This is a genomic window from Pseudoalteromonas sp. UCD-33C, from assembly GCF_001306895.1.
Lineage (GTDB): Bacteria > Pseudomonadota > Gammaproteobacteria > Enterobacterales > Alteromonadaceae > Pseudoalteromonas.
This window is the reverse complement of record NZ_LJTB01000012.1, coordinates 24,066-36,761: the sequence shown is the minus strand read 5'-3', so window position 1 is coordinate 36,761 and position 12,696 is coordinate 24,066. Positions and strand designations below refer to the sequence as shown.

The 12,696-nt window shown below is 40.4% G+C and carries 16 protein-coding genes; 7 read left to right on the top strand and 9 right to left on the bottom strand.

The annotated features are described in order from the left end of the window. Nucleotides 1-13: 13 nt before the first annotated feature. From AOG26_RS17130 to AOG26_RS17115, 4 genes are all read right to left on the bottom strand, one after another. The gene (locus AOG26_RS17130; RefSeq protein ID WP_054563624.1) at nt 14-745 is read right to left on the bottom strand and encodes a TrmH family RNA methyltransferase; all 732 of its coding nucleotides are present in this window, start codon (nt 743-745) and stop codon (nt 14-16) included. A 128-nt stretch (nt 746-873) separates the two neighbouring features. Then, a complete protein-coding gene (locus tag AOG26_RS17125) occupies nt 874-1,320 on the bottom strand; it encodes a flavodoxin (RefSeq protein WP_054563623.1) in 447 nt (148 codons plus the stop codon). Continuing rightward, a complete protein-coding gene (gene truC, locus AOG26_RS17120) occupies nt 1,307-2,080 on the bottom strand; it encodes a tRNA pseudouridine(65) synthase TruC (protein WP_054563622.1) in 774 nt (257 codons plus the stop codon). Before truC ends, AOG26_RS17125 begins: the two co-directional genes overlap by 14 nt. A 1-nt stretch (nt 2,081) precedes the next feature. Continuing rightward, complete coding sequence (locus tag AOG26_RS17115) at nt 2,082-2,396, bottom strand: YqcC family protein (RefSeq protein WP_054563621.1); 315 nt, start codon at nt 2,394-2,396, stop codon at nt 2,082-2,084. A gap of 106 nt (nt 2,397-2,502) precedes the next feature. Here AOG26_RS17115 and AOG26_RS17110 point away from each other — a divergent pair, with 106 nt between their 5' ends. Next, nucleotides 2,503-3,531 carry a DUF3549 family protein gene (locus AOG26_RS17110; protein ID WP_054563620.1) on the top strand — a complete coding sequence of 343 codons (1,029 nt, stop codon included), beginning with the start codon at nt 2,503-2,505 and terminating at the stop codon, nt 3,529-3,531. Next, nucleotides 3,532-3,831, top strand: a complete 300-nt coding sequence (locus AOG26_RS17105; protein ID WP_054563619.1) for a DUF3301 domain-containing protein — start codon at nt 3,532-3,534, stop codon at nt 3,829-3,831. A gap of 669 nt (nt 3,832-4,500) precedes the next feature. Here the strand turns inward: AOG26_RS17105 and AOG26_RS17100 are convergent. Continuing rightward, nucleotides 4,501-5,148, bottom strand: a complete 648-nt coding sequence (locus AOG26_RS17100; RefSeq protein ID WP_054563618.1) for a GNAT family N-acetyltransferase — start codon at nt 5,146-5,148, stop codon at nt 4,501-4,503. Between the two features lie 147 nt (nt 5,149-5,295). On the opposite strand from AOG26_RS17100, the gene AOG26_RS17095 reads away from it, so the two are divergent. The 3 genes from AOG26_RS17095 to AOG26_RS17085 all read left to right on the top strand — a co-directional run bounded on the left by AOG26_RS17095 (nt 5,296) and on the right by AOG26_RS17085 (nt 6,721). After that, complete coding sequence (locus AOG26_RS17095; RefSeq protein ID WP_036969581.1) at nt 5,296-5,526, top strand: DUF2789 domain-containing protein; 231 nt, start codon at nt 5,296-5,298, stop codon at nt 5,524-5,526. A gap of 155 nt (nt 5,527-5,681) precedes the next feature. Then, the gene (locus AOG26_RS17090) at nt 5,682-5,948 is read left to right on the top strand and encodes a hypothetical protein (protein WP_054553723.1); all 267 of its coding nucleotides are present in this window, start codon (nt 5,682-5,684) and stop codon (nt 5,946-5,948) included. After that, complete coding sequence (locus AOG26_RS17085) at nt 5,948-6,721, top strand: Zn-ribbon-containing protein (RefSeq protein WP_054553724.1); 774 nt, start codon at nt 5,948-5,950, stop codon at nt 6,719-6,721. Before AOG26_RS17090 ends, AOG26_RS17085 begins: the two co-directional genes overlap by 1 nt. A 77-nt stretch (nt 6,722-6,798) precedes the next feature. Here the strand turns inward: AOG26_RS17085 and syd are convergent, their stop codons facing one another. Then, nucleotides 6,799-7,338 carry a SecY-interacting protein gene (syd, locus tag AOG26_RS17080; protein ID WP_054563617.1) on the bottom strand — a complete coding sequence of 180 codons (540 nt, stop codon included), beginning with the start codon at nt 7,336-7,338 and terminating at the stop codon, nt 6,799-6,801. A 59-nt stretch (nt 7,339-7,397) separates the two neighbouring features. Here syd and queF point away from each other — a divergent pair, with 59 nt between their 5' ends. Further along, entirely contained in the window at nt 7,398-8,243 is an 846-nt protein-coding gene (queF, locus tag AOG26_RS17075) for an NADPH-dependent 7-cyano-7-deazaguanine reductase QueF (protein WP_054563616.1), read from the top strand. 68 nt (nt 8,244-8,311) lie between these two features. Here the strand turns inward: queF and AOG26_RS17070 are convergent, their stop codons facing one another. Beyond that, entirely contained in the window at nt 8,312-9,346 is a 1,035-nt protein-coding gene (locus AOG26_RS17070; protein WP_054563615.1) for an isoaspartyl peptidase/L-asparaginase family protein, read from the bottom strand. 125 nt (nt 9,347-9,471) lie between these two features. After that, on the bottom strand, nt 9,472-10,176 hold the full coding sequence (locus tag AOG26_RS17065) for a SapC family protein (protein WP_054563614.1): 705 nt from the start codon (nt 10,174-10,176) through the stop codon (nt 9,472-9,474). Between the two features lie 243 nt (nt 10,177-10,419). Between AOG26_RS17065 and AOG26_RS17060 the strand changes: the two genes are divergently transcribed. Beyond that, a complete protein-coding gene (locus AOG26_RS17060; RefSeq protein WP_054563613.1) occupies nt 10,420-11,130 on the top strand; it encodes a DUF6445 family protein in 711 nt (236 codons plus the stop codon). Between the two features lie 38 nt (nt 11,131-11,168). On the opposite strand, the gene AOG26_RS17055 is transcribed toward AOG26_RS17060, so the two are convergent. Further along, nucleotides 11,169-12,680 carry a tryptophan halogenase family protein gene (locus tag AOG26_RS17055; RefSeq protein WP_054563612.1) on the bottom strand — a complete coding sequence of 504 codons (1,512 nt, stop codon included), beginning with the start codon at nt 12,678-12,680 and terminating at the stop codon, nt 11,169-11,171. Nucleotides 12,681-12,696 lie beyond the last annotated feature (16 nt).

The following is a 12,696-nucleotide window of genomic DNA, read 5'->3' as shown; positions in this document are numbered from 1 at the left end:
TTAGGGTAAAAGGTTAAGCGTGGCGCTTAAAATTATCTAAAATAATACCCGTTGCCATCGCTACATTGAGCGATTCTGCTTGACCATAAGCCGGAATGGTTATTTTATCAGTAACTAAGCTTTCGCAATCAGTACGTATACCATGAGATTCACTGCCCATTAGTAATACGGCATCTTGTTTAAGAGCAGTTTTGTGGATGTTCTCACCTTCTAAAAATGCACCATACACTGGGAGGTTTAGGCTTGGTAAGTAACTGGTTAAATCAGTTTGTGAGACACACACGCGAGCAAATGAACCCATTGTGGCGCTAATAGTTTTCGGGTTATAAGCATCCGCACTGTCTTTGCTGGTAACAATATGCTTTATACCATACCAATCAGCAACACGAATAATCGTTCCTAAATTCCCCGGATCCGACACGCCATCAAGGGCTAAAATAAGTCCCGATGTTGGTAATGCTTGCTCACTTGGCATATCAACAACAGCAATTGCGGCGTTGTTACTAACAAGCGTACTAGCTTTGGTAAGGCTGTCTTCATCTGCTTCAATGACTTGATGGGCTGCAAGTGCTGATTGATGCGCAGAAATAAATGCAGGAGTCGCAAATATATGAGCAATACTTAAACCACTGTTTAGTAATTCAAGTACATTTTTTTCGCCTTGGACAAGGTACTGGTTATATTGCTTACGGTATTTCTTTTGACCTAATGCACGAATTAGTTTCAGTTGGTTTTTTGAAATCATAACAGCCTCATAAAATGATGGTTAAGTATATCACCAAGGTCACAGATTCTGTACTCGAAAAACCAAGGGGAAAGTACCAATTGCTTATTCAATCAGCACTTTTAAGAGACACTAGCTGATAGGAGGCATTAACTAATTTTTGTCAGCCATTCATTTAACCATGGCTCAGTAACAGGCCAAGGCTCAAAATCTTCACAGGCATCAATTTCTAAACGATGACCAACAGGTTTTGCCTGTAAATCGCGAAACAGCTCATCAAAACTGCGACCTGCACCACAAAACGTATCGCCATAGCTGCGGTCGCCCATAGCAATAATGCCGTATTGCTTGCCTGTTAACATAGGAAATTGATCATTTAATTGGCTATATAAAGCGATTAAATTGTCAGGAATATCGCCCTGACCCGTCGTTGAAGTGATCACTAAAATATGTGACGCAGCCAGCATGTCATCAACCGTGCCATTTTCAACTAATTGCGCTTGATGCTCAGACTTTTCAATGACTTCAATAACTTGTTCGCTTAAACGCTCAGCACCGCCGTAAACACTGCCGACAAAAATACTAATGGTTGCCATAATAATCCTTTTCTTCTGTTGGCCAGCCAAGTTGCTGGCAAATCGTTAACATTGCATCGCCTAAAGGCGCTCTAATTGTTATTGGTTGCTTGCTATAAGGGTGCACAAACTTTAATTCAGAGGCAAATAACATTAACCGACGAAGTTTAAAATGCTCTCTAAAAAATTGATTATGCTGATTATCACCATGATTTACATCACCAATAATTGGCAATGATAAATGTTTTAAATGACGACGAATTTGATGTTTGCGGCCAGTTTTTGGAAAACACTCCACCAGCGAGTAACGAACTGTTGGGTATTTACCAATTGGAATAGGCAAGCTTGCTTGGTGCAGGCAATGAAATTGCGTTTGTGCTTCTTGCGGTGCTTTATTTTGATCAGCAAACTTATCGGCAATTTTATCAAGCTCTTCTTTTAAAGGTTTATCTAAGAAGATTGATTCGTTTAAAAAGCCTCTTACTAAAGCTAAGTAACGTTTTTCAATTTGCCCATCAATAAACAACTGGTTCATGTCACGGGCTGCTTCTGAGCTTAACGCAAACAGTAACACGCCTGAGGTTGGTCTATCTAAACGATGTACAGGAAACACATGTTGGCCTATTTGGTCACGCAGCATTTGCATTGCAAATTGGGTTTCGTGTTTGTCTAAAAACGAACGGTGAACCAATAAACCGGATGGTTTATCAATCGCAATGTAATTTTCATCGCGGTACAGAATCGATAACTCATCAAATTGTGGCTTAACACTCTCTTGCATCTTAGTTATCACTCAAAAGTTGATCGAGTTTTTGTAAAACGTTAATCACATCATTACCGCCGCTGTGTTGTGCCAGCATCATTTCAGCCATAGGTGCAATTGCAAAATTACGGGGTAAAGGCTGGGCATGTGCAATGAGGGTATGCATTTTTTCAAGAAAAACAAATTGCAGCCATTGCTCAAAAGCCATGGTGTCATGACAAAACGGCACACTAGAATTGAGTGCACTTGGGTCAATCGGTGTTGTTTGCCAAAGTGAATGGCGTTGTAATGTGGATTCTAATTCGCGCAGCAGCGCCAAAGTCTGTTGATGCATTGTAAAACTCTTAATACCTTTGTGCTTAGTATACCCTGTTCCAAGGCGCCATGGTATGGCGTATAATTCACGGCTGATATAGATTAAAAACGGTAATTGAGATTTTATGACTGAGCAGATCGCCACTTTAGGGCAACTTCTGGATGCAGCAGGCACCACTTGGCGTGCCTTCGATATTGGCAGACACATCACGAAATTAGACAAAAAACAATTTATTGCCATTGAAGAAACAAAAATCCCTTACCCTTACCCGCTTGCTGGTCATGCTTGGCTTGCTATTCAATTTTGGGATGTAAAAGCGTCTAAAGAACCTTATGTATGGTTTTTAAAATTCCCCCTAGATGAGCAAAGCCGTCTTGTAAGCGCAAGCCGCGATCATTTCGCAAATATGGTAATTGAAGCGCTTGGTACAGAAATTACCGGTGAAAATGCCGAAGGCAAATTAGACAACAACCCGTATGTATTTACGCCAAACGCCAACAAGCTAGCAGCATTTAATGCACAGGTTAAATGTTTACTTAAACAAAGTGCTTCACAGTATTACGAATATGCGCAGCTGTATTTTTCAGGCAAACTCGGTTTTGATAATTGGCAAAGTGTTGCAGTACAAGGTATTGCAGACTTTGCGATGCGTTTAGATAACGACAACAATTTAGCAAATCTACAAGCCGCTTGGGGGCAATTACCAGTCGAAGTATTACAGCCGCTAAGTGCAATGCTTGAACATGTTGCAATCGAACCCGTGTTTGCAGAGCAATTGTTAGCCTATGGTTTAAACGCCATAGAGAATAAAGACGACATCGCCCTTGTCGCAGCTCTTAGAAGCTTATCAAAAACACCAGCACAAGGTTTAACTGCGCAACTTGTTGATACTGTATTACGCTCTGATATGAACACCCAGTCAGATGTACTACTAACGATTGCGGGGCGCTGTTTTAGCACACTTGAAGACCCAGAACGCTTACACGTGTTTATGGATTGCTGTGCACACCACACTGAAATTGAACAACTGTTTGTGAGTATTTTCACCGATTTAGTTGCAATTCCTAGTATTCGCCCTCACCTACTAGGTTTATTAAGAAAAGAAAATCGTAGCGAAACACTCGCTCGAGCAATTGGAAGGTTATTTTCGTAAATGGCAGGCTTGTGGACACTCATCATCATTGGCAGCATCATCTACTTTTTTTGGTTAAACAGAAAAGTGGCCGAAGCAGCTAATCTTCATGCACAAAGACAAATTGAGCAATTAAATGTGCAATTGATGAGTGTTGCTTGCAATAAGCGCCGACTTGGCATTTTAAAAAACGGTAAACCAGGTATAAAAAGCGAATTTATTTTTGAGTTTTCTAGTGATGGACAAAACGTGTATCAAGGCGTTTTGATCATGGAAAACGAATTACTTAAAAGCGTAGTAATACCGCCGCATAAGATTTAAGTTACAAGTTGCGAGTTGCGAGTTATACAAGAATAATTGCAAGTGCGAGAAGTGCAACCTCCAGAAAGAACTAAGGCGTAGCTAATAGCCACGCCCCAATCTTGCTACTTCCATGATTAAGTATCCTTACTTATGCCGAAGCTGCCTTTTTATCTTTCCCCTGAACGGGTATACATCCGATACACCCACCATGCTACTTCATGTAACATTTAACACATCCTAGTGCCGTCCTCTTGCCGTCAATGGCTATCCACTTCGTTTTCCAAACGCTCCTTTAGCTTCCTGCTAAAATCATCCTTTGGTCAGTCCTTTTCAATCGCTCCGCGATTGTACTGCATCCTGGCAGTGTCCTCGTTCTTCCTTGCTTCCCTAGCTCTTGTCCCTTTGCTTCCTGCTAAGCTTCTTGCTTTGTTGCCATAATCCTAATCCTTGGCATCAGTTCAATCGTTGAACCTGCGTCTTCTTGACATGATTAAGTTTAGAGAAATGCGGATATCTTGGTAGGCATAAAAAGTAATTTTTTCTAAGTCACAAAAATGACAAAAACAATAAATCCTTTAAAATCATCACAATAAGCAATTATGGGTACAAATTTAAAGGCATTAAACTGATAAAACGCACAGCAATGTGAGATTTATCTCACATTGCTATTTCCAAAACGTCCTTTTGTCAATTTGCTGCTTTGAACATCAAGTCACCTTCAACTTGGTTAAAGCTCAAGGCTTTGAACACTTCAAACCCTTCAGAGCTAAAGAATTCGCGCTGTTCAGAGCGAGTAACAAATACGGCTAAACCACTTGCTTGATTGCTTGACTCAACTAAATCATCAAGCCCTCGTAGCAGATATCTGCCTAAACCTTGCCCCTGAAAATGTGGGTCAACGGCTATAAAGGCTAAAAACAGATAATGGCCTTTACTCGAGAGCGCTTCACGAATAGTGCGCTCTTTTTCTATAAGCTGATTGGTTTGCAAGTAACCCGCACTAAGCATCAGTTTTAAGCGCCAATGCCAGTATCGTTCAGCTTGCAGTTCACTTGCCGAATCAAATACACAGGCAATGGCTTTTAATCTACTTTGTGAGTAAAGACCTATTAGAGGCTGCTTTTCTTGCCAGAAACTTGCTAGCTCTTCACGTACTAAAGCACGTAATTTAGTTTCATATTTACTTGGGTTATCTTGTTGAAAACCTAATACATTCTGAAGAACGGGATCATCATGATAGGCTTGATAAATAAGGCTTGCGGCAGTGCTGATATCTTCAGCACTCAGGTATTGCACACTTAAGGTTTCGGGTTCAGCAACTGTCAAAATACTCATCCTTTTATTTGTTTTATTATTTTCGTACTAGACTATAAGGTATATACCCAACAGCGATTAAAGACAAATTCAGCGTAAGTTAAACTGCGGTTCATCATCATTAAGTTCAAGCAGTAATAATTATCGCCATACACAAGGAGCAGAACTATGGATACGACAAAACATGATATTTCGACCCTATTTGCACAACTTGGTTTACCGAGCAAAGAAAGTGAAATAGATGCTTTTATAGCATCCCATCAACTGTCTGATACAACCCTATTGCAGGAAGCGCCTTTTTGGGATGAAGCTCAGCAACACTTTTTAGCAGAATCACTTGCAGAAGATGGTGCTTGGAGCGAGGTGATTGATGAATTAGACGCAAGGTTACGCCAGTAACGGCTGCGACCTAATTTACGAGCTTAAATAACATTCTTTTAGCTCGTAAATTAGGAAAGTAATTTCACTCCTCATCTATTATTGCTACCATACGCGCGCACTGCAGCCCATATACTGCGGTGCTTTTTAGTCTTTATAAAAGAGTTTATACAAAAATGAATGCCGTTGTATTTGATGCAATTAAAACCCTTCTTGATGAAGGTAAAACCCCGACAGTTGCCTTAACTAAAAGTAAGCTAACCCAACCAATGCCGATGCCTGTGATCATCGCTGCGGTTAGCCAATATAAAAACAATCCGGATTCAATTAATAATTTCATCAATAACCCGTCAAATGAACAACTGAGTACACCAAAAGAAAGTCAATTGGATCGTATTGAAGCTAAATTAGATAGGTTATTAGCACTGCTTGAGAAAAAATAATGTTTGTTGTCGATCTGACTTTTGATTGCTACCAAGATACTACCTTAGAGCTTGCTGAGCAGGCGATAAACCGCCTAGTGAATGCGCTTCGTTTTAACGGCCAAATAATTGGTGATGAATTCCCAACGGTTTTAAAAGATGGATTTTTCATTACTCGTGTAATGTGCCCAACCGAAGATGCGATGCATCCGCTCAACCATAGCCCGTTTGTAAAACATAGCATTGAGCAATTAAACACTGCAGGCTTACTGGCACCAAAAGTTAAAGTGGTCGGCCAAGACATTCACTCAAATGGCGCAGACATGTGTCATGATCCGTCGTGCTATATTTTGTATACTACTTACGTGCACACCTGTAGCCCGCTTTATTGTGGTGATGACTTTTTGCCTGTGCCGTTATTTCGCATTCCAGCAATTGCCAATGGCGATTACAAAACACTCATTAAATGGCAAGAAGACTGGCAAGCGTGCGATCAAATTCAGATCAATGGTGCAACCCGTTGTGAATTTCCTGCGCTTGAAGAGCTAACTAGCATCAAGAGTGACTTATACCGCCGTGGTCGCGATATCACGAAACGTATTAGTTTTCTAACCAAGAAGCCGGTTTATTACTATTTATATCGTGTAGGCGGCGTTGACAAAGAGTCAGAGCTTAAACGTCGCTGCCCAAGCTGCGATGGCGAGTGGAAATTACCAGAGCCATGGTTTGGCTTATTTGATTTTCGTTGTGAGCCCTGTGGCATTGTTTCGAATATCTCGTGGGACTTTCAATAGCTTAATAAAGGCAATAAATTAAAAAGGCAAAAACTAAATACACGAAAGGGGCAACCGCCCCTTTTTACTTATTAAATTTACACCGTTACTTTGTCTAAAAACTCACTGATGCTATTCGCTAGCACATGATGTGGTTTTTTACCCACATACTCTAAGCAAACCTCACCGCTTTCGACTAATACAGTGATCAGTAGATCATCTTGCTCTGTAAGACCAATAAATACGGTTTCTGGCTGCTTTAGCTTGCGCTTCATTAACACGTGACCGGTAATATTTTGCTGTAAGCGGCTAAAATCATCTTCATTCCATGCTTGTAGCAGTTCAATGTGATGATCATCAATACTCAATAACAAATTACCCGCATAGACATGACCAAACAATGGGCTTAAATCTTCAGGAAACGATAACTCTAGTGCCTTGGCTAAGTCTTCTAAACTGCCAGCAGGTTGTTGTGGAACTGCACACCACTGAATAAGCCCCTGCTCATCTACTTCGCCCTGCTCACATGGACTTGGCCATGCTGTATCATGTTCAATAACAGGAAGCTTTCCTGTGCGTTCGAGGCATTTTTCACTAAATGCTTGATGTAACTTATCTAGTTTTGTAGAAACAGACATACTGCGAAACTCATTGGCTTTAGGTATAATGCCGCCATTGTAACTACAAAAGTGTAAAGATGACAGATTACAGCAACTCACCCGAACTGAAAAACAGTGTTCTTGGTAAAAGCACAGAGTATGTAGATACCTACACACCAAGTTTACTGTTTCCTATTGCCCGTAAATTAAACCGTGATGCATTAGGTGTTAGCGAAGATAACTTACCGTTTAAAGGCCAAGATATTTGGACTGGCTATGAATTATCGTGGCTAAATAGCAAGGGTAAGCCAATGGTCGCTGTGGCAACGTTTGTATTTCCTTGTCAGAGCAGCCATATCATTGAGTCTAAGTCATTCAAACTGTACCTAAATAGCTTTAATCAAACACGTTTTGAGACGCTAGATGGCGTACATCAAGCGCTTAGCAAAGACTTGTCAGATGCAGTTAATGCACCGGTGGTCGTTACTTTATACCAAGCAGATGATTTCAATTGTTTGCCATTTTCAGCGTTACCGGGCGAATGTATTGATGATCTGGATATCGAAATCACCAGCTATGATATTGATGCAAGCTCACTTCGCCATAATGGTGATGAGATTGTCTCAGAAACCCTACACAGTCACTTACTAAAATCGAACTGTTTGATCACCTCACAGCCTGATTGGGCGAGTGTGATTATTCGTTATAAAGGCCAAGCGATTTGCAATGAAGCCTTATTAAAATATTTAATTTCATTTCGAACTCACAACGAATTTCATGAGCAATGTGTAGAGCGTATTTACTGCGATTTAATGCAGCAGTTAAACCTCGAAGAGTTAGAAGTGTATGCCCGTTATACACGCCGTGGTGGTTTAGATATCAACCCTTATCGCTCAACGAATCAAGATGAAACACCCTTCAAGGTAAAAATTAATCGCCAATAACTTTGGTGACAATAAAAAACCGAGTTGTGAACTCGGTTTTTTATTGTCTGAAGATCCGTTACAGATAATTACTCGTCTTTAAAAATACCCACATACGTTGGTGATGTATTTGATTTACTCGCACGGTACATACCAGCGGTGTTAAACGGCAAGCTAATGTTACCTTTAGCATCAATAATGATCACACCGCCTGTGCCACCTATAGGCATTAATACATCGTGGATCACTTCGTTCCCCGCTTCTACAATAGTTTTACCTTGGTATTTTACGCGAGCACAAATATCAGCTGCCACATTGTAGCGAATAAAGTACTCGCCATGGCCTGTCGCAGATACTGCACATGATTCGTTTTCAGCAAAGGTCCCCGCACCAATCACTGGTGAGTCACCTACACGACCAAAACGTTTTGCTGTCATACCACCTGTAGAAGTACCTGCAGCGATATTACCGTTTTTATCAAGTGCAACTGCACCGACAGTGCCCATTTTGTAATTAACCGGCAGGGCTTTGTGTGCAGCTTGGTAGTCTTTGCTAGTTACTTTTTGTTTATCGAGCTTTTCTTTTGCTTTTAATAACGCTTTATAACGGTGCTCAGTATCAAATAGGTTGTTTTCAACCAGCGGCATACCTTGAGTTTTTGCAAACTCTTCAGCACCTTGGCCGCTGAGCATAACATGCACTGATTTTTCCATCACTAAGCGCGCCAAGTTAATTGGGTTTTCAATGTGTTTAACCCCAGCAACAGCTCCAGCTTGGCGTGTACGACCATCCATAATCGATGCGTCAAGCTCATGTGCCCCGTCATAAGTATATACAGCACCGCGACCAGCGTTGAAATACGGCGAGTTCTCCAGCACATTAATTGCCGCAGTGATAGCATCTAGGCTCTCACCACCCTTTTCAAGCACGGCATAGCCTGTTTCAACGGCTTCTTTTAGTTTTGCACGGTAAGCTTTTTCTTGCTCTGGCGTGAAGCGGCTCTTTTCAATCGTTCCTGCACCACCATGAATGGCGATAGCAAAAGGTTGATCACTACTGTGGCTTAAAGTACTAAATGATAATGCGCTAAGGGCAATGGCTGAGGTGAGTAATGTTTTTAACATAGGGGCACTTATATTTATTTTAGTTTGTAAGCCCAATGTGAATAATTAGGCGCTGCATTTCAAGCTTTAACCGACGAAAGAAACAAAAAAAGCGCCAAATGGCGCTTTTTTTCAGCTGTTTAAAATTAAGCTTGAGCTGCTTTTAAACGTGCTAAACGTGCTACTTGGTGAGTAGACGTTAAGAAAGAGTAGATAGGTGCTAAGTAGCCACGCTTACGAAGGTCTAAGAACTCTTCATCACTTAGTGAGTTAAGTTTTTTCTCATCAACAAGGTAGATACCGTTGATGTCTTTTTTCTCACCTTTGATTTCTACAGTTAGCGTTTGAGCTACTAGTAGTTCTTTGTCTGCAAGGTACTTAGTGAATGCTTCAGTTACCTGAGAGAACTCGATGAAAGAAACAAGTGCTTCTTTACGACGCTTAAGGTACTCAGTTTCTTCACCGTTTTCGAAAAGTGCATTACCTGTTTCTTCGCTTACAAGTGGGCTTGCTTCGTCGATTACGATACCAAATTGGTCAGCTTCTGGGTGCTTAACAAGACCTAGTGGGTAACGAGTCATAGACATAGGTGCAAATGCAGCTGTCCATTTGTCGTCTTGAATGAAAAGGTTCTCGCCTGGCTCTAGACCAAATAAAGCAACTGCTTGGAATTGACCTGATTCGTTGTTTTTAACAAATGCCATTGGGAATTCATTTGCGATGCGTGCAAATTCGTGTGCAACCACAGGTACTAAGTGCTGAGTTTTCATGAACTCAATGTTGATGCCATTTTGAATTTTAGTGTTGGCATGTTTTTCGTTATGTAAAGGCTGTACTTGTTGCTCCGCCATGATACTGCTCCATTAATTTTATAATATGTTTTTGCTGTTAGTGCCCAAAGCCTATAGGTTTTGGCAACAAAAAGGAAGTGAAAATTTTGTGGCAGTTTGTACATTATAAATTAACAAATTTACCTACATTACCAATCAACCCCAAATGATGAAAAAACAAGCTATAAGCAAGTAAATATTATCACGCATAAGCCACTATTTTTGTTAGTATATTCAACAATTATGGAGAGACTGAGGCAAACAATGGAAAGCTATCAATTAAATAAAGACTATAAAGTAAGCAGCGTTTTCATTGCTGAAATTAATGAGACTGTCATTATTGTTGATGACTTTTTACACAGCCTTGCGCCAGTTTATCAATTTGCTACAAAAACGGCCTATTTCCAGCCTTTAGGCAGCGATGGCACACTCTACCCAGGAAAACGAGATGAAATGCCTGCGCCTTACTACCGAGCTTGTGAGCAGCTACTTAACGAACTTTTAGAGCAAGAAATCATTACAAGCGGTGAAAATAATTTATATCTTCACCGCTGTAAGCTTTCATTAGTTACTCAAAATGCGAATGAATTAAATACCTTGCAGCGTATGCCACATATTGATTCAACGGATGATAAAACATTTGCAGCAGTGCATTATTTGTCTCCTAAAGAATGGGGCGGCACAGGCATATACAAATACCTGCCTGAGAATATTATTAAAGTGACAGCTGATAACCAAAATAGCGTGCATAACATGATTGCTGATACTGAAAAATACAGCGCAACTCATCAAGGCTATTTAAATGAAACAACAGGGCTTTTTGAAAAAGTGGTGGATATTGAAGCCAAGGTAAATAGGCTCGTAATTTATAAGAGTAACCTATTGCACAGCGCAGCTCTTTTTAATCACAAAAAGTACAGCAATGATCTAAGCAACAGTCGTTTATCTATCTCTTCATTTTTTAGAATTAGCTAAGCTGACTAATACCTTTTTAGCCAGCTCAGTTAATAAAGTTAGTTTTTCTGTAAGCCAAATTTCTTTATTTTATTTAACAGCTCTTTGTGCTTAGGTAGCTCATTTAATAACTGCTTGACGCGCTGCTGTTTAAATTTAGCAACTTGTTGATTGTCGCTCTGCTTATATTGCTGCTTAGTGGGTACATAATGCATACCAAACAATACATATAAGTAGTTTTCTAAGTCGAATAAATCGAACTTACTGGCAAAGTCTTCGCGTACTGGTGTAAAGCGCTGCCAGCGTGCTAGGTTATTTTTTAGTTTTTCTGATAACTGGTCGGCTTTTTTGTTATCACGCCAAAAGGCTGAATCAGTTCTATCCGAAATACAGTAATGCATTTTTATAAAATCGAACGTTTGTTGCCATACATAATTCACCTGCTGATTGTAATCACCAGCAACTAAGTTAATGTCATCTCGGGTACGCGGAAAACGCTTTGCTAATAACCCCGCAGAAAAGTCTGCAATTAAGATGGCAGTTGCTTCAAGTGGCTCAACAAACCCTTGTGACAAGCCTATAGCGACACAGTTTTTGTGCCACATTTTTTCTCTATGCCCTACTTTCATCGGGATCTTTCTTGGCGTTAAGTGCTCAAATTTATTACCTAAATAATGATGCAATTTAGCGTGTGCTTGCTCATCGCTCATATACTTAGATGAATAAACAAACCCCACTCCTCTTCGCTCTGTGAGCGCAATATCCCAGATCCAACCAGCTTGGTGTGCCGTAGCAATAGTGTAAGGCGGTATTTCATCATCGCTTTGTGTAGGTACTTGCAATGTGATTGCAGTATCAGTTAATAAACTATCTGACTTATCAACAAAGCCCACCCCTAGTTTTTGCCCAATAAAGGCAGCCGAAAAACCGGAGCAATCAATAATAAAGTCAAATTCTAAGGCGTTACCTTCTGAGTCGATTAGGTGTGTAATAAAACCTTGCTCATCACAGCTGACATCTTTAATTTCTGCAAACAGGTGTTTTACAGCAAAATGTTGCGTGGCATGGCTTCCTAAGAAAGCAGCAAACTTTTTAGCATCAAAATGATAGGCATAGCCATTGATACCTGCATATTGAGGTGTCGCAATTGTTTTCGGTGCTAGGTTATTTTCACAACACGCATGTTGCTTAGAAACAAAGTCTGCGTAATCATTACCGTTACCCTCAGCAAGCCACTGCTGCGTTAACTCCTCACCGAATATATGTGGGTGATCAAATAAATGATGGTAAAAGTTAGCACCATGTTTGTGTTTATCTAGCCAATTTACAAACTTGATTGACTGCTTAAAAGTAACATCACATTCATTGATAAAGTCACTTTCACTGATACCAAATTTTTGCAAAGAGTTGCGCATCGAAGGAACAGTACCTTCACCGACACCTATGCTGGCAATATTAGGAGACTCGATTAACGTGATCTCAATGCCACTTTGCAAAAGCGCATGACCCAAATGGTTAGCGGCTAACCAACCTGCTGTTCCGCCACCAACAATTGCGATTTTTTTTATCATTTTTACTCGCCCACTT